This is a genomic window from Paracoccus sp. (in: a-proteobacteria), assembly GCF_030538695.1.
GTDB lineage: Bacteria > Pseudomonadota > Alphaproteobacteria > Rhodobacterales > Rhodobacteraceae > Paracoccus.
In genome coordinates this window covers 1-17,527 of the sequence record NZ_JAUNTN010000012.1, presented here as the reverse complement: position 1 = coordinate 17,527, position 17,527 = coordinate 1, and the positions used below count along the sequence as shown (strand labels likewise).

Annotated in this window: 13 protein-coding genes and 1 pseudogene; 8 read left to right on the top strand and 6 right to left on the bottom strand. The window is 60.8% G+C overall.

All coding sequences use genetic code 11. The features are described 5' to 3' along the window. Positions 1-195: 195 nt before the first annotated feature. The 5 genes from Q4G24_RS08045 to Q4G24_RS08025 all read left to right on the top strand — a co-directional run bounded on the left by Q4G24_RS08045 (position 196) and on the right by Q4G24_RS08025 (position 5,420). Positions 196-1,170 carry a DUF808 domain-containing protein gene (locus Q4G24_RS08045; RefSeq protein WP_303366002.1) on the top strand — a complete coding sequence of 325 codons (975 nt, stop codon included), beginning with the start codon at positions 196-198 and terminating at the stop codon, positions 1,168-1,170. 104 nt (positions 1,171-1,274) lie between these two features. After that, positions 1,275-2,588, top strand: a complete 1,314-nt coding sequence (gene ugpB / locus Q4G24_RS08040) for a sn-glycerol-3-phosphate ABC transporter substrate-binding protein UgpB (RefSeq protein ID WP_303366001.1) — start codon at positions 1,275-1,277, stop codon at positions 2,586-2,588. 98 nt (positions 2,589-2,686) lie between these two features. Next, a complete protein-coding gene (gene ugpA, locus Q4G24_RS08035; RefSeq protein WP_303366000.1) occupies positions 2,687-3,565 on the top strand; it encodes a sn-glycerol-3-phosphate ABC transporter permease UgpA in 879 nt (292 codons plus the stop codon). Further along, positions 3,565-4,413 (top strand): sn-glycerol-3-phosphate ABC transporter permease UgpE, encoded by an 849-nt coding sequence (ugpE, locus tag Q4G24_RS08030; protein ID WP_303365999.1) that lies wholly within the window; start codon positions 3,565-3,567, stop codon positions 4,411-4,413. The genes ugpA and ugpE overlap by 1 nt, the downstream gene beginning before the upstream one ends. Next, positions 4,413-5,420 carry a sn-glycerol-3-phosphate import ATP-binding protein UgpC gene (locus tag Q4G24_RS08025; RefSeq protein ID WP_303365998.1) on the top strand — a complete coding sequence of 336 codons (1,008 nt, stop codon included), beginning with the start codon at positions 4,413-4,415 and terminating at the stop codon, positions 5,418-5,420. Before ugpE ends, Q4G24_RS08025 begins: the two co-directional genes overlap by 1 nt. Positions 5,421-5,547: 127 nt before the next feature. Here the strand turns inward: Q4G24_RS08025 and Q4G24_RS08020 are convergent, their stop codons facing one another. Genes Q4G24_RS08020 through Q4G24_RS08010 form a run of 3 tightly spaced genes read right to left on the bottom strand, consistent with a single transcriptional unit; the run spans position 5,548 to position 9,955 of the window. Then, complete coding sequence (locus Q4G24_RS08020; RefSeq protein WP_303365997.1) at positions 5,548-8,637, bottom strand: valine--tRNA ligase; 3,090 nt, start codon at positions 8,635-8,637, stop codon at positions 5,548-5,550. A 60-nt stretch (positions 8,638-8,697) separates the two neighbouring features. Then, positions 8,698-9,468 (bottom strand): VOC family protein, encoded by a 771-nt coding sequence (locus tag Q4G24_RS08015; RefSeq protein WP_303365996.1) that lies wholly within the window; start codon positions 9,466-9,468, stop codon positions 8,698-8,700. A gap of 49 nt (positions 9,469-9,517) precedes the next feature. Further along, positions 9,518-9,955, bottom strand: coding sequence for an Lrp/AsnC family transcriptional regulator (locus Q4G24_RS08010; protein WP_303365995.1), 438 nt, complete (start codon positions 9,953-9,955; stop codon positions 9,518-9,520). Between the two features lie 132 nt (positions 9,956-10,087). Between Q4G24_RS08010 and Q4G24_RS08005 the strand changes: the two genes are divergently transcribed. Continuing rightward, entirely contained in the window at positions 10,088-11,227 is a 1,140-nt protein-coding gene (locus tag Q4G24_RS08005; protein WP_303365994.1) for a type III PLP-dependent enzyme, read from the top strand. 179 nt (positions 11,228-11,406) lie between these two features. Here Q4G24_RS08005 and fnrL read toward each other — a convergent pair whose 3' ends face one another. Beyond that, on the bottom strand, positions 11,407-12,177 hold the full coding sequence (gene fnrL, locus Q4G24_RS08000) for a transcriptional regulator FnrL (RefSeq protein ID WP_303365993.1): 771 nt from the start codon (positions 12,175-12,177) through the stop codon (positions 11,407-11,409). A 35-nt stretch (positions 12,178-12,212) separates the two neighbouring features. Here fnrL and hemN point away from each other — a divergent pair, with 35 nt between their 5' ends. Further along, a complete protein-coding gene (hemN, locus tag Q4G24_RS07995; RefSeq protein ID WP_303365992.1) occupies positions 12,213-13,568 on the top strand; it encodes an oxygen-independent coproporphyrinogen III oxidase in 1,356 nt (451 codons plus the stop codon). 51 nt (positions 13,569-13,619) lie between these two features. Here hemN and Q4G24_RS07990 read toward each other — a convergent pair whose 3' ends face one another. Then, positions 13,620-14,555 (bottom strand): cation diffusion facilitator family transporter, encoded by a 936-nt coding sequence (locus tag Q4G24_RS07990; RefSeq protein ID WP_303365991.1) that lies wholly within the window; start codon positions 14,553-14,555, stop codon positions 13,620-13,622. Between the two features lie 805 nt (positions 14,556-15,360). Between Q4G24_RS07990 and Q4G24_RS07985 the strand changes: the two are divergent. Beyond that, a pseudogene (locus tag Q4G24_RS07985) lies at positions 15,361-16,113 on the top strand (IS5 family transposase). A 785-nt stretch (positions 16,114-16,898) separates the two neighbouring features. Here Q4G24_RS07985 and Q4G24_RS07980 read toward each other — a convergent pair. After that, positions 16,899-17,527: aldehyde dehydrogenase family protein (locus Q4G24_RS07980; protein WP_303365990.1), on the bottom strand; the 629-nt coding region annotated here is incomplete at its 5' end.

Genomic DNA, 17,527 nt, shown 5'->3' with positions numbered 1-17,527 from the left:
TCCTCCCTGATGGTTTGCCGGGGCGTCTTGCCCCACACGGTTCAGTTTTGCATTGCGACGGCGTTATGGGGATGTGACGTGGCGTCATAGGTTTGGGGATAGGCGAGGCGGGACCGATCCGTTATCTGCGCGGGCCTTGGGAACAAAAGCGCGGGTTTCGCGTTTCCCTGCGTTCCAATTCAAGGAGATCAGAGCATGAGCGGTTTGCTGGCGCTGTTGGATGACGTGGCGGGGATCGCCAAAGTGGCGGCGGCCTCGATTGACGATGTGGCGGGGCAGGCGGCCAAGGCCGGGGCCAAGGCGGCCGGGGCGGTGATCGACGATGCCGCGGTGACGCCGAAATATGTGCATGGGTTTTCCGCCGCGCGAGAGGTGCCGATCGTCCTGAAAATCGCCCGAGGCTCGCTGTTCAACAAGATCGTCATTCTGTTGCCGGTGGCGCTGCTGCTGTCGGCTTTTGCGCCTTGGATCATTTCGCCGCTGCTGATGCTGGGCGGGGCCTATCTGTGCTTTGAGGGCGCGGAAAAAGTCTATCATGCGCTGGTTCCGCATCACGATGACGGCCCGCATTTGCAGGTGGTCGGTGATGAGGTCAGCCTAGAGGAAGCCCGCGTCAAGGGCGCGATCAAGACCGATTTCATCCTGTCAGCCGAGATTATGACCATCGCGCTGGCCACTATCCCGACCAATGATTCGCTGTGGATGAAGGCGCTGATCCTGTTTGTGGTTGCGGTGGCGATCACGGTTGCCGTCTATGGGTTCGTCGCGCTGATCGTCAAAGCGGATGATTTCGGCCTGCATCTGGCGCGGCGCGAAACCGGCCCGACGGCGGCGCTGGGGCGCGGGATCGTGCATGTGATGCCGGGGTTTATGAAAGTGCTGACCGTGGTTGGCACCGCTGCGATGATCTGGGTTGGCGGCAATATCGTCATTCACGGGCTGCATGAGCTGGGGATGCACCAGCCCTATCAGTGGATTCACGACATGGCCGAAGCCGCGGCCCATGCGGTGCCTTCGGCTCCGGGGCTGGTGAATTGGGCGGTCACGGCGTTTTTTGACGGGATCTTCGGTCTGATTCTGGGGATAATCCTGATCCCGCTGGCGCAATTCGTGATTTCGCCTGTTCTGGCATTGGTGATGCCGGGAAAAGCCAGCGAAAACAGCCACTAAAAGCGGGGTTGATTTGTCATAAAACTGTCACAATACTGTCGCGGAATTGTTGCATTGCCGGGTCAGACCTGCCCGGCAATTCCAACCCCGATGGGAGGACAGATATGACCCGCTTTTTCGCGACCTCGGCCATTGCGCTGATCGCTTCGCTGACGGCCGCGCAGGCCAAGACCGACATCCAGTGGTGGCACGCCATGGGTGGCGAGCTTGGCGCCAAGCTGGAAGAAATCACCAAGGGCTTCAATGAAAGCCAGGACGAATATAACATCGTCCCGACGTTCAAAGGCACTTACCCGGAAACCATGACCGCCGCGATTGCCGCTTTCCGCGCCAATCAGCAGCCTGCCATCGTGCAGGTGTTCGAGGTCGGCACCGGCACTATGATGGCCGCCAAGGGCGCGATCAAGCCGGTTTACGAACTGATGCAGGAACAGGGCGTGGCATTTGATCCGCAGGGCTATCTGTCGGCTGTTGTGGGCTATTACACCGACACCGCCGGGAACATGCTGTCGATGCCGTTCAACAGCTCGACCCCGATCCTGTATTACAACAAGAACGTCTTTGAAAAAGCTGGACTGGACCCGAACACGCCGCCCAAAACCTGGGCCGAAATGGAGGAGTTCAGCAAGAAGATCAAGGAATCCGGTGCGGCAAGCTGTGGTTTCACCACCGGCTGGGTGTCGTGGATTCAGACCGAGAACTTCAGCGCCTGGCACAACCAGCCGATTGGCACCGAGGAAAACGGCTTTGGCGGGCTTGGTGCCCGGCTGACCGTGAACGGTCCGGTGCAGGTCAAGCATTGGGGCAACCTGAAGCGTTGGGCTGACGAAGGCGTGTTCAAATATGGCGGCCCGGTGGGCGGCGACAACGCGCCCCCGCTGTTCTATTCGCAGGAATGTGCGATGATTATGAACTCGTCCGCCAGCCGCGCGGGTGTTCTGGCCAACGCCAAGGATTTCGAGGTCGGCTTCGGGATGCTGCCCTATTATGATGATGTCGAGGGTGCGCCTCAGAACAGCATCATTGGCGGCGCGACCCTGTGGGTGCTGCAAGGTCGTCCGGCCGAGGAATATGCCGGTGCGGCCAAGTTCTTCGAATATCTGTCCTCGCCCGAGGTGCAGGCGGATTGGGCGTCCTTCTCGGGCTATCTGCCGATCACGCAGGCGGCCGCCGAGGCGCAGGCCCCGTTCTTTGCTGAAAACCCCGGCGCCGATACCGGTCTGCGTCAGATCACGCTGAACGAGCCGACCGCCAATTCCAAGGGCCTGCGTTTCGGCAACTATGTCCAGATCCGCAACATCATCGACGAAGAGTTCGAGGCGATGCTGTCCGGTTCCAAGGACGCGCAAGGCGCGCTGGATGGCGTTGTGGAACGCGGCAACAAGTTGATCACCGAGTTCGAAGCGCAGAACAAATAAGTCGCTGAATTGACAAGGGCCGGGCCGCGTGATTACAGCGGCCCGGCTTTGCCGTTGAACCTCTCACGCTGCCCTGACGCCTCTGCCGAAAGCACGCCATGAAACGCATCACCTTTAACAACCAGCTTTTGCCATGGCTGCTGCTGTTCCCGCAGCTTGCCATTACGGCGGTATTCTTTCTGTGGCCGGCCGGGCAGGCGATCTGGCAAAGTTTTCTGCAACAGGATGCCTTTGGCCTGCGGGTGACATTCGTTGGGCTGGACAATTATTGGGCGCTGCTGCGCAGTCCTGAATATCTGAACTCGATCAAGGTGACGGCAATTTTCGCGGTGCTGGTCACGCTGCTGTCGATGAGTTTTGCCCTGCTGATGGCGCTGGCGGTGGATCGGATGATCCGCACCGCGCGCGGTTATACCACGCTGCTGGTCTGGCCCTATGCGGTCGCGCCAGCGGTGGCGGGGATCATGTGGTGGTTCATCTTTAACCCGACCGTGGGGATTCTGCCCTATATCCTGCGTTCGGTCGGCTATGACTGGAACCACATCAGCGACAAAGGTGACGCCATGACGCTGGTGGTCATTGCAAGCGCATGGAGCCGGATCAGCTATAACTTCCTGTTCTTCGTCGCCGGTCTGCAATCCATTCCCGCCGCGCTGCGCGAGGCTGCGGCCATCGATGGGGCGGGGCCGGTCAAGCGGTTCTTCACCATTACCCTGCCGCTGCTGTCGCCCACGACGTTCTTCCTGATGGTGGTGAATATCGTCTATGCGATGTTTGAAACCTTTGGCGTGATCGACGCCACCACGCAGGGCGGCCCGGCGCAGGCAACGAATATCATGGTTTACAAGGTCTGGTATGACGGCGTGATCGGCAACAATCTGGGGTCCAGCGCCGCGCAATCGGTGATCCTGATGCTGATTGTCATTGCTCTGACCGTGGCGCAATTCCGCTGGATCGAGAAAAAGGTGGCTTACTGATGGTCGAACATCGCCCCCTGCTGCAATTTCTGGCGCATCTGGTGCTGATTTTTGGCGTGGCCATCGTGGCGCTGCCGGTCTGGGTGGCGCTGGTCGCCTCGACCCATACCGGCACCAGCTTCATGTCCGGCACCGTGCCGATGTGGCCCGGCCCGCATCTGGTCGAGAATTACAGCCGGATGCTGGACGGCGGCCTGTCCACCAGCGGCACCCCGCCCGTCGGGCCGATGATGCTGAACAGCCTGTTCATGGCGCTGGCCATCGCCTTCGGCAAGATCGCCATTTCGATCCTGTCGGCTTTTGCCATCGTCTATTTCCGCTTTCCCTTCCGGATGTTCGCATTCTGGTGCATCTTCGTTACCCTGATGCTGCCGGTCGAGGTGCGGATCATGCCGACCTTTAAGGTGGTGGCCGATTTGGGGATGCTGAACAGCTATGCCGGGCTGGCCATTCCGCTGATTGCCAGCGCCACCGCGACCTTCCTGTTCCGGCAGGTCTTTCTGACCATGCCGGACGAACTGACCGAGGCCGCCCGCATCGACGGCGCAGGCCCGATGAAGTTCTTCTGGGACATTCTGATGCCGCTGTCGCGCACCAATATCGCGGCGCTGTTCGTCATCATGTTTATCTATGGCTGGAACCAGTATCTGTGGCCGCTGCTGATTACCACCGATCCGAAATATTACACCATCGTTGCGGGTATCAAGCGCATGGCTGCTGCCGTGGATGGGCTGCCGCAATGGCATCTGGTCATGGCGACCGCCGTCCTGGCCATGCTGCCGCCGCTGCTGGTGGTGATTTTCATGCAGCGGCTGTTCGTCAAGGGCCTTGTGGAGACTGAGAAATAATGGCGCAGATTACCATTGATAGCGTAGGCAAGGTCTATCCCGGCGGCACGCGGGCGATTGGCGATGTGAATATCGACATCGCGGATGGCGAGTTCATCGTGCTGGTTGGTCCCTCGGGTTGTGGGAAATCGACGCTGCTGCGGATGATTGCCGGGCTGGAAAGCATCACCGAAGGCACGGTCAGCATCGGCGGGCGCGTGGTGAACGAGGTGGAACCCGCCGACCGCGACATTGCGATGGTGTTCCAGAACTATGCGCTTTACCCGCATATGACGGTGCGCCAGAATCTTGCCTATGGTCTGAAAAACCGCCGCACCCCCAAGGCCGAGATTGACCGCCGCGTTGATGAAGCCGCCGCCATCCTGCAAATCGGGCCATTCCTTGATCGCAAGCCCCGCGCCCTGTCCGGCGGCCAGCGCCAGCGCGTCGCCATGGGCCGCGCCATTGTGCGCGAGCCGGCAGCCTTTCTGTTCGATGAGCCGCTGTCCAACCTCGACGCCAAGCTGCGCGTGACCATGCGGCTGGAGATCAAGGCGCTGCAAAAGCGGCTTGGCACGACCTCGATCTATGTCACCCACGATCAGTTAGAGGCGATGACACTGGCCGACCGGCTGGTGGTGCTGTCGGCTGGCCGGGTCGAACAGATCGGCACACCGCTGGAGGTCTATCGCCGCCCGGCATCTGCCTTTGTCGCCGGTTTTATCGGCAGCCCGGCAATGAACCTGATCCCCGCCAGTGCCGTGCCGCACCTGCCCGGCAGTGCTCATGCCGGACAAATCGGCATCCGACCCGAAGATCTGCATATCACGCCGACCGGCCAGATCGAGCTGCGGGTCGAAGCGGTTGAGGAACTCGGTGCGCAAAAGCTGGTGCATGGCCGGGTCGGTGGTGAATTGCTGACCGTCACCCTGCCGTCAGATGTGGCGACAAGCGAAGTGCTGCGCCTCGACGCCCCGCATGAGGCGATCCATCTGTTCGATGCAGAAACCGGCAATCGTCTGAACTGAACCGGGGCAGGGGGGCTTTGCCCCCCGTCCTTCGGACTCCCCCCAGGATATTTATGGACAAAAGATGGCCGTATCTTTTGTCCCCAAATATCCCCGCCGGAGGCAAAGGGGGCGCAAGCCCCCTTTCTTACATCGCCGCCAGTTGCGCCAAGGCCGCCCGCAGTCGGGCGATGTCCTCGTCCAGCGCGGTCAGCTTGGCCTGTGTTTCCTCGATTACCTCGGCATCGGCGTTTTCGACAAAGCGCGGGTTCGACAGTCGCCCGCGCAAGCCGCCTGCGTCTTTTTCCGCCTTGGCCGCAGCTTTTTCCAGCCGCGCGGTTTCCGCAGCCACGTCGATCACCTCACCGATGGGCAGGGCAAAGGACGCGCCCGAGGCGGCAACTGCAATCATGCCCTTGCCCGCCGTGCCATCGACGGGGGTGTTCACGCGGGCCAGCCGTTCGATCAGCGGGGCATTGGCGGCAAGCGCCTGTCGCGCCGCTGCGTCTGCCTCGGTCACGATCAGGTCCAGTTTTGCGCCCGCCGGAACGCCCATCTGCGCACGGGCCGAGCGCACCGATTCAATCAGCGTGATGACCCAGTTCATTTCCCGGTCCGCGTCGGCGTTAATCAATTCCGCACCGTATTCCGGCCAGTTGCCATGAACCAGCATCCCCGCACGGTCGCCGGTCAGGGACCAGAGTTCCTCGGTCACGAACGGCATGATCGGGTGCAGCAGGGTGTAGCACTGATCCAGCACCCAGCCCATCGTGGCGCGGGTCTCATCGGCATAATTGCCGTCAAACAAGGGCTTGGCAAACTCGACATACCAATCGCAGACCTTGCCCCAGACAAAGGCATATAGCCCCGTCGCCGCGTCGTTGAACCGATAGGTGGCCAGCGCCTCATCTGTTGCCATGCGAATCCGTGCGACCTCGCCAATGATCCAGCGGTTCACGGTATGCTGCGGATTGGGCCGCGCGCCGCCGCCGCGCACGCCGTTCATCTCGGCAAAGCGGGTGGCGTTCCAGATTTTCGTGACGAAGTTCCGGTTGCCCTCGACATGCTTCGGCCCCAGTTTCGGGTCGCGGCCCATGGCGGCCATGCTGGCCAGGGTAAAGCGCAGCGCGTCGGCCCCGAAATCGTCGATCAGGGTCAGGGGATCAATCACGTTCCCCTTGGATTTCGACATTTTCGCGCCTTTTTCGTCGCGCACCAGCCCGTGAACGTAAACCGTGCGGAACGGCACGTCGCCCGCCACCTCAAGCTGCATCATCATCATCCGGGCGACCCAGAAGAAGATAATGTCGAAGCCCGTGACCAGAACATCGGTCGGGAAATAGCGTTGTAGTTCCGGCGTATTATTCGGCCAACCCAGCGTTCCCAGCGGCCAGAGGCCCGACGAAAACCAGGTATCCAGCACATCCGGGTCGCGCCAGACGGGATAGACCAGATGCGTCGGGTCTTGCGACAGGTTGTAATCGGCCAGCGCACGGGCCAGCGTCTCGATGGCCTCGTCGCGGTCGGCAACCTCGATGATGCGGCTGATTTCCAGGGGTTGCGGCAGGCTGGCGTTATCGTCGCGGAAAAGCTGCGTCACATCGTCGAAACTGGCTGCGCAATGCTGGCGTTCGCCGGTATGGACGATACCATCAGCCAGCAGACCGAACAGTTCCACCTCATCCAGCGCGCCGTCGCCCTCGTCATCGGTGAAGCTGTCGATGCGCAGGTCCAGCCCATACCAGACCGGGATCTGATGGCCCCACCAAAGCTGGCGGGAAATCGTCCACGGCTCGATATTTTCCAGCCAGTTGAAATACACCTTTTTGTGCTGCTCCGGCAGAATCTCGGTGCGGCCGTCGCGGACGGCCTCCAGCGCCGGGCCGACGATGCGTTGCGTATCGACGAACCACTGATCGGTCAGCATCGGCTCGATCACCACGCCCGAGCGGTCGCCAAAGGGCTGCATGATCGGTTTCGCATCGACCAGCGGGCGGCGTTCCAGATGCTCGGCACCGGTTTCCTTGTCGATGTCCTTGTGCAGATAGGTGACGGCCAGCTTGTCTGCGTTGATCTGGTCGATCACCCGCTGGCGTGCCTCATAGCGATCCAGCCCGCGCAGATCCTCGGGGACAAGGTTCACGGTCGAGACATCGCCCACGTCCTCGCCCTGCGCCGCGCGGGACGCAATCGCTGCGCTTTCGGCATAGGACAGCCCGTCGCTGCGCATCGCGCCCTTGGTATCCAGCAGCGCATAAAGCGGAATCTTGTTGCGGATCGCCACGGCATAGTCGTTGAAATCATGCGCCCCGGTGATCTTGACCGCGCCCGAGCCGAAATCGGGGTCCGGGTATTCATCGGTAATGATCGGGATCAGGCGGCGGTGTTCCTTGGGACCGACAGGAATTTCCACCAGCTTACCGACAATCGGCGCATAGCGCGCATCACCCGGGTGAACGGCCACCGCGCCATCGCCCAGCATGGTTTCGGGGCGGGTGGTGGCGATGCTGATATAGTCGCGGGTTTCGCGCAGGGTGACGTTACCATCCGCGTCGCGCTCGACATATTCATAGGTTTCGCCGCCCGCCAGCGGGTATTTGAAGTGCCACATGTGGCCGGGGGTCTCGCGGTTTTCGACCTCGAGATCGGAAATGGCGGTTTCAAAATGCGGGTCCCAGTTCACCAGCCGCTTGCCGCGATAGATGATGCCTTTGTTATACAGATCGACAAAGACCCGGATCACGGCGTCGTGGAAATTGCCACCTTCGCCCTCGGGCGCGCCGGGTGCGCCGGACATGGTGAACGCATTGCGTGACCAGTCGCAGGATGCCCCCAGCCGTTTCAACTGGTTGATGATCGTGCCGCCGGATTCCTGTTTCCACGACCAGACTTTTTCCAGAAACGCCTCGCGTCCGATGTCGCGGCGGTTCGGCTCGCCCCGTTCGGCCATCTGGCGTTCCACGACCATCTGCGTGGCGATGCCCGCATGGTCCTGACCCGGCTGCCACAACGTATCGAACCCCCGCATCCGGTGCCAGCGCACCAGAATATCCTGTAAGGTGTTGTTCAGCGCGTGGCCGATATGCAGGCTGCCGGTGACGTTCGGCGGCGGGATCATCACGGTGAAGGTTTCGGCGCGTTTGGCATTGGCCCCGGCGGCAAAGGCATTGGTGCGTTCCCACGCGGCACTGATGCGGGCCTCGGCACTGGTGGCGTCGAAACTTTTATCCATGGTCATAGCGGCATCCTTTTGGCTTGCCGCCGATTTACCCCAAGCGCAGGGCAAGGCCAAGCGCCGTTAGCCCATCTGCGGGCCGATGATGGCAAACCATGCGCCCTGCGGGTCTTGGGCAATGGTGATCCAGGCGCCGCCCGGCACCTCGCGCGGGGCAAGCTGGATCTTGCCACCGGCCTCAGCGATCCGCGTGGCGGCGGCGTTGATGTTCGTCACACCGAAATAGGGCAACCAATAAGAACCGGGCGCACCGGCCAGCCCCATGAGGCCGCCAATATCCGCACCATCATGGCGGAAAAGCTGATAAAGGCCCATCTCGCCCATATCCAGCGCCGCGCCCTTGGTCCAGCCAAAGTGCTTGGCGTAAAAGGCCAGTCCGGCGGCGGGGTCGCTGGACATCAGTTCATGCCAATGACCATGCCCCGGCGTTTGCGGGTCAAAAGCGCTGCCGGATTCCGCGATCTCCTCGGGGGTCATGGCGGACAGGTCGGGTTGCAAAAGGCCAAAATATGCGCCCTGTGGATCAGCCAGAACGGTATAATACCCGGTGCCGGGAACCTCATCCGGCCCGGCCAACAGCTTTGCGCCATCCGCCTGCATCGCCCGGCAGGTGGCCGCGCAATCATCCACGGCAAAGCAGATCAACCAATGCGGCATGTCGCTGGTCGGGGCCAGCCCTGCAACCGGAACGTCGCCCGACTGCGCCAGCCGGTAATCGAAGCCGGGCATTCCCGCATTGATCACCTGCCAATCCAGAACGCGGGCATAAAAGGCACCCGCCTGATCGGGGTCCGTGGTGTTCAGCTCATACCAGAAGGGGGTGCCTTGGGCCATGGAATGTTCCTTTCGCTGGCCCTTTGATAGCAGAAATCACGCATAGTCGCTAGGATTCGGTCGAACGGTCCAGCCTTGTGGACAGGTGGATCAGGCTTTCGCTGGACTTCACGCCGGGGATATTGCCGATCTGGTCCAGCGCCGCATCCAGCAATTCGGTCGAGGGCGCCCGCACCAGCACCAGCAGATCGACGCGGCCGGATGTGGTGTTCACCCGTTCGACCTCTGGGATGGCGCGCAGGCGGGACAAAAGCGGCGCAAGGGCGCGTGGCTCGATCGACAGCAGCACCGAGGCGCGGATTTGCACCGCCCGCCCGCCCGGTCCCAGCCGCAGGGTATAGCCGGCAATGGTGCCGTTACTTTCCAACCGTTCCAGCCGGGCTTGCAGGGTCGAGCGTGCGACCTTCAGCCGCCGCGACAGCACCGCCAGCGACAATCGCGCGTCCTGAGACAGCAGGCTGACGATGGCGCGGTCCAGATCGTCCATGATTTCCCCGATATAACGAAGTTATCGTCATAATAACGATAGTTTGTCATAAATCCACCATTTCCATCGGTGAAAATGGAACCCATATGCCGCATTCTCGTTCCTATCCCCGTATGCATAAAGGACACGCGCATGGGACAAACCCGAACCGTCTGGAAGAACCCCGCCGAGATCGTGGCCGAAATGGCCCCCCTTGATCCGGTCATCGCCTTTGCGCCGACCGTGTTGCAGGAAACGGCGCGGCGGTTCATCGACGGCTTTCCGGGGCTTGTGACCTATGCCGTCAAGTCGAACCCGGATGCGGCGCTGATCCAGAGCCTCATCGCCGCCGGGGTCACGGGGTTTGATGTGGCCTCACCCGCAGAAATCGACCTGATCGGGCGCATCGCACCCGCAGCCGCGCGGCATTACCACAACCCCGTGCGCGGGGCCGAGGAAATCGCCCATGCCGCGGCGGCGGGCGTCACCAGCTATTCCGTGGACAGTCATTCCGAGCTGGACAAGCTGATCGGCGCGATCCCCGAAGGGTCCGAGATTTCGCCGCGCTTCAAGCTGCCGGTGATGGGGGCGATCTATGATTTCGGGTCAAAGTTCGGGGCCGCGCCGGAACTGGCGGCGGAACTGCTGGCACGGGTGGCCAAGGCGGGCTATCGGCCCTCGCTGACCTTTCACCCCGGCACGCAATGCGTCGATCCGGCCGCGTGGGAAACCTATATCCGCACCGCCCGCGACATCTGCGACATGGCGGGCCTGCGGGCGGAACGGCTGAACGTCGGCGGCGGCTTCCCCTCGCATCGTGTGACCGAGGTTGAACCCGATCTGGAAGCCATCTTTGCCCTGATCGGCACCACCACGACCGAGGTCTTTGGTGCCGACGCCCCCGCGCTGGTCTGCGAACCGGGCCGGGGCCTTTGTGCCGACGCTTTCACGCTGATTGCCCGCATTAAAGGGCTGCGCGATGGGGAAAACATCTTCCTGAACGATGGCGTTTATGGCGCTCTGTCGGAAATCCCGCTGGTTGGCAATCTGTCCCGCATCGAGGTGCTGGACCCGCAGGGCCGCCCGCGTCAGGGCGAAGCCGTCCCGCGGGTGATCTTTGGCCCGACCTGCGATTCGGTGGACCGCCTGCCGGGAGAAATTCCGCTGCCTGGTGATCTGGCCGAGGGGGATTACATCCTGTTCCACGGTGCCGGTGCCTATTCCATGGCGACCAACACCCGCTTTAATGGCTTTGGCAATTTGCAGGTTGCAACGGTGCTGGCGCTGCATTGATCGGACGGTGGTCTGGTTTTTGATCTCGGCTGCCTCCGGCGGGGATATTTGGGGACAAAAGATGGCATGGTTCACGAATCATCCATAGCGCAGCATCCCTTAAGATCGGGTTAACGCGCCTAATCTTTTGTCAAAAAATATCCCCGCCGGAGGCATCTGCCCGTAGGAAAGCGCGGCGGTCAGCTCAGCGGGCCGCCGTCGGCGTCATCGCCGCCTTCGGCCACCAGCAGGCCATAGTCGGGAATAATGACATGGCGCAGCCCGGTCAGGGTGATCAGCCCGTCGCGTTTCAGGCCAGACATCTGGCGGCTGACGGTTTCCAGCGTCAGGCCCAGATAATCGGCCATAGCTTCGCGGGTCAGCGGCAAGTCAATTTCGATCCCGTCCAGCCGGGTGGTGCGGCGGCGGGCAGCTTCGCGCCGGGCAAGAATGGCGAGGAATGAGGCGATCTTTTCCCGCGCGGATTTGCGGCCAAGAATCAGCATCCATTCCCGTGCGGCGTCCAGTTCGTCCAGCGTCATTTGCAGCAACCGCCCGCCAAGCGCGGGGGTGCCGCTCAGCAGCGATTCGAACGGGCGGCGGCGGAAGCAGCACAGGGTAATGTCGCTGACGGCCGTTACGGTGTAGGGGGTGCGGTCCCGGCCCGGACGGCCAAGGAAATCCGATGGCAGCAGCAGGCCGACGATCTGCGTGCGCCCGTCCTCCAGCGTTTGCGTCATGCTGGCCGCGCCGGACAGAATAGAGGCAACGAAGTCCAGCCGGTCGCCAGCCCAGACGATGACCTGCCCGGCCTGAAAGCTGCGGGTGAACTTGGCGGCCTCCAGCCGGTCCAGATCATCCTTGCCGCAGCCCGAGCAGACCGCACGGAACCGCACCGGGCAGTCGGCGCAAGGTTCGGCACCGATCCGCACAGCATGTTGCTGGCCTTCATATGGGTTGATTTGTGTCAAGGTGATCTCGCGCGTTTGTCCGCATAGATACGCGCATGAAGCATGAATCGCAACTCATGCGGCTTGGGCTGTTTGATGCCCGTGTGCCGCGCTACACGTCTTATCCGCCCGCCACGCAGTTCAAACCTGTTGTTGGCGAAGGGCAATTTCTGGATTGGGTCCACGCCATCCCGGCGGGCGGGTCGATCTCGCTTTATCTGCATGTGCCGTTTTGCCGCAGATTGTGCTGGTTCTGTGCCTGCCGCACGCAAGGCACCCAAAGCGATGAGCCGGTGCGGGCCTATGCGCGGACCCTGCTGGACGAGATTGCGTTGCTAAAATCCCATATGGCATCGGGGGTTACGCTGTCGCGCCTGCATTGGGGCGGCGGCACGCCGACGATGCTGCCGCCGGATCTGATGCGCGAGGTGGCGGGCGCGGTTTTCGATGCTTTCCCGCTGGCGGATGGCGGCGAGTTCAGCGTCGAGATTGACCCGAACGAGATCGACGATGCCCGCATGGATGCGTTGGCAGATGCAGGGCTGACCCGCGCCAGCATCGGCGTTCAGGATTTCGACCCCGAGATCCAAAAGGTCATTGGCCGCGACCAAAGCTTTGAGATCACCCGCGCCGCCGCTGATATGATTCGCGCGCGTGGTGTGGCCAGCCTGAATGCCGACATCCTGTTTGGCCTGCCCTATCAGACACCGGAACGAATCAGTGCCTCGGTCGAGAAACTGCTGAGCCTGCGCCCTGATCGTGTGGCGCTTTACGGCTATGCGCATGTGCCTTGGATGGCCAAGCGCCAGGTGATGATCCCCGGCGAGGCGCTGCCCGACCCGCAAAGCCGTCTGGCCCTGTTCAATGTGGCCGAGCGGCTGTTCCTTGATGCGGGTTATGACGCCATCGGCATCGACCATTTCGCGCTGCCCGGTGACGGGCTGGCGGTGGCGCAAAAAGCCGGGCGACTGCGGCGGAACTTTCAGGGTTATACCGACGATCAGGCGGTGGCGCTGGTGGGGCTTGGCGCCTCGTCCATCTCGCGCTTTCCGCAGGGTTATGCGCAGAACGCCCCCGCGACTGGCGCCCATGTCGGCAAGGTGCGGGATGGGCATTTCTCGACCACGCGCGGGCATGTGTTCTCGGACGAGGACCGCTGGCGGGCGCGGATTATCGAGGCGCTGATGTGTGATTTTCAGGTGCAGAATGCCGAAATGATTGCTGATTATGGCATGACGGCAGAGCAGTTGGCGGGGCTTTATGCGCCAGTCGTGGAACGCTTTGGCGAGATGGTTCAGGCCGACGCGGATGGTCTGCGCATCCCGGAACCCGCACGCCCGCTGACCCGGATGATCGCGCGGATGTTTGACGCCTATGACATGGAAGCCAAGGGCCATTCACCCGCAATCTGACGGATGTTCGGGCAAGAACAACGCCGCCTGCATTGGATTGCAGGCGGCTTTTCAGTGCGTGTGATCTGCCTTGTCGGCGCAGCCATGCGTGTCTGATTCAAGCTGGATGGTGGAATGGTCGATGCCATGCCGGGCCAGAATCAGCTTGGTCTGCACCAAAAGCTCCGGGCCGTCGGCCAGATCATAGAGAACAAGGTGCATTTGTGCCGAAGCCCGGCGCTCGTCGATCTGCCACAGGTGCAGGTGGTGCAGGTCGGTGACGCCGGGCAGCGCAAGAATCTCGGCGCGGATCGCATCATGGTCCAGATGCAGGGGGGCGGCCAGCATCATGTTGCGCCAGACCGGGCCGATTTCCTGCATAACATGCCAGATAATGACCGCTGAAATGCCAATGGTGATGATCGGGTCGGCCATATGCCAGCCAAAGGCCCAAATCAGCCCGCCGCCGATGATAACTGCAACTGAAACCCCCGCATCGGCAAGGTTATGCAGAAAGGCTGCCCGCATATTGCTGCTTTCCTGCGCCACCCGGAACACCAGCGCCGCCGTGACCAGATCAATCACCAGCGCCAGTGCAGCAAGGCCCATGACAAGGCCGCCTGCGACTTCGGGCGGGTTGTTCAGGCGGGTCAGGGCCTCGACTACCAGCCAGACCGAAATCAGGATCAGGCTGATATAATTGACAAAAGCCGCGATGATTTCGGCCCGGCCCCAGCCAAAGGAATAGGCGGGCGTCGCCGGGCGGCGGGCAAGGTGGCGGGCGCCAAAGGCAAGGATCAGCGCCCCCGCATCGGACAGGTTATGCACCCCGTCCGCGATCAGCGCGGTGGAATCGGCCCAAAACCCGCCAGCGACCTGTGCCACGGTCAGGATCAGATTGACCGCGATGGCCCAGATAATCGCGGTATCGCTTTGCGGTATGGCGTGGCTGTGGCCGCCGTGGTCATGCGGGCCGTGGCTATGGCCGTGGTGATTTCCGTGCGACATGCCGGCTTCCCCCTCGGTGTTGTGGCGAAGGTTTGCCCGATCCGGTGGCGCGGGGCAAGAGCGATGCAGACAGGTAAGTTTTCAAGTGCTAAGATTGTTTTGGTAGAAATATTTTTTCTGAATATTAAAGATATACAAGTGAGTTGGCTGTGGGGTCGGAAATGGATATGCGCAGGTGGGATATGTTATTAATTTCCCTGTTGCTGTTGGTTGTTCAGCCTGCCTTTGGCGATTCGTAGCGATGGGCTGCCACAGATACAGAAAGGCACTCGTTCACCAAAGGAACGCGGGTCACGGCATATGATGTCATCAGTTTTCGCGAAGCCGTCGCTATCGTCTATGATACAGCGGATCAGGGCATCAGAATTCGTATGGGTTTTTGGTCTGATGGATTTTATAATATGGGAGTGATAGCATGCCACTTAATGACAATATGCTGTATGGATATTGTTTTCTTTTGGGTGTTGGTTGGTTGACATTGGTCTCGGTCTAATTTGGTATGAAATAGATTTTGGGTCAATTGAAAAAGCAGATATGAAGTGCGATAGATTTGCCGAATGCCAAATCACAAGCATCCTGAAAATAGGATGGGGCAGATGGTTCAGTTACCGATCTACGCCGTAAGCGGGGCGTCAGTGATGCGATCATATATAAGTGATCGACCAAATATGGTGGTATGGGTGTCGGCGAACCTAAGTGTCCGGGGGGCTCAAAGAGGGGAATGATCCACCTAGGATCAGGACCCATAAATCTGCTTGAGCGGGGAGAGGCGGGATGGTTCAAGCTCGCAACTGTGGGAGGGATGATGAGCGAGCTTTACTGGTTGACGGACGAGCAGATGGAGCGGCTGCGGCCGTTCTTCCCAAAGTCCCGCGGCAAGCCTCGGGTCGATGACCGGCGGGTGCTGAGCGGGATAATCTTCATCCAACGCAATGGGTTGATGTGGAAGCACGCGCTTTTGGCCTATAGCCCGCCGAAGATGCTCTACAACCGCTGGAAGCGGTGGAGCCGGATGGGCGTGTTCGCCACCATCATGACCGAACTGGCCGCACAGGCGCAGGAGGCGGAGGTCGTGATAATCGACGCGACCCATGCGAAGGCGCACCGGCCGGCGTCGAGCCTCGTGGTTCAAAGGGGGGCGGACGGCTGATCGGGCGCACGAAGGGTAGGCTGAACTCGAAACTGCACGTCCTGGCTGATGCGAAGGGCCGCCCGATCCGGATGTTCCTCGGCCGGCCAGACCTCGGACTACATCGGCGCGCGGGCACTTCTGTCCTCCACTCCTCGGGCTGCGGCACTGCTTGCAGACCGGGGCTATGATGCCGACTAGTTCCGCAAGGCGCTGATCGACATGGAGATTTCGCCGTGTATTCCGTCCCGGAACGGCAGGAAAGACCCGATCTCGCACGACGCCGACCTCTACCGACAGGGCCACAAGATCGAGAATATGTTCGCCCATCTGAAGGACTGGCGCCGCATCGCAACCCGATACGACCGATGCCCGATCCTGTCCCTCTCGGCCTGCGCCCTCGCCGCGACCGTCATCCATTGGTTGTGAGCCCTGACTCTAGAGTAACTGTTGACCGTTTAGATGCTTGACAATACGGCGTTGAAAATATCTACTTAGAAAAAGTAGCAACGTCCATTGGCAAACGATAGGTGTGCGTATTTGGTAACGGGTCACGCGATGAGTAACCGGCGGGTGTGTCGCGTGATTGGCTGTTACTGAGTGATCACGCGTTATGATGAGTTCATCAAGACGATCCTCATGTTGCGTAGGTGGTTAAAAGTTGGCGTTGTGCAACCAGAGAAGCACCACCGCAGATCACGTTGTCCAACTCGCTCAAATAGGCCAAGTTTTAGTCCAGGGTTTCGCTCACGTTGGATAAACGTTGGGAAAATATCTCAAGCGATTATTTTTTCGAGCGCCGTGAGTTTGCATTTTGTTATGATGTTTTATGCTATGGTGCGTTTGTTGGACGGCTCTTAGAGGATATGGTTATTCTCTCTAGGGAAGCTTTGGCGCTGCTGTTGACGCTGCAATAGAGATTCCAGAGTGGGACATGTAATGGCCGCAGTGCTGTTAAAAGGTGATGGTGCCCAAAAGTTCACGGGCATTCTCTAAGGCGAAGTCAGGGTTGATGTTCAAGGATAGGGTCAGTCATGTGTCAGTGGGGCGGTTCCCGCCTATGGTTCAGCCAAGCAGGTTTTTTGGCCTGTTCCAATATAGGCAGAGGCAAAACGGGTGATCGGTAAAGGTAAATTGTGCCTTTGTGGGTGAAACTCTTAACTTGCCGTCGTCTCACTTTTGGGGGCAGCCCTATCCCGAAGAATGTTTCTGCATCAGATCGGATAATGGATCGAGCCGTCCTGAACCGTGATCCAACGCAGCTCGGTGAACTCATCAATGCCCCATTTGCCGCCAAAGCGCCCGTAGCCCGAGGCTTTCACGCCGCCAAAGGGCATCTGCGCCTCATCATGCACGGTCGGGCCGTTCACATGGCAGATGCCGCTTTCGATCCGGCGGGCGACCGCGAGGGCGCGGGTGACGTCGCCGCCGAAGACCGCCGCCGACAGCCCATATTCGGTATCATTGGCAATCCTGATCGCCTCATCCTCGGATGCGGCGCGCACGACCGTCACGACCGGGCCAAAGGATTCTTCGGCATAAAGCCGCATCGCGGGCGTCACCTTGTCCAGCAAGGTTGCGTCCATGATCGTGCCCTCGATGCGCCCGCCTGCGGCGAGGGTCGCGCCCTTGTCGGTCGCGTCGGCGACCAGTTCGCCCAGCCGTTTCGCCGCGCCGTGATCGACCACCGAGCCAAGCGGGGTCTGACCCGCAGCCGGGTCTCCGGCGACAAGCGACCGGGCCTTTTCCGCCAGCTTTTCGACAAAGGCATCCGCGACCTGATCCATGACGACGATGCGTTCGGTGGACATGCAGATCTGGCCCTGATTCATATAGGCCCCGA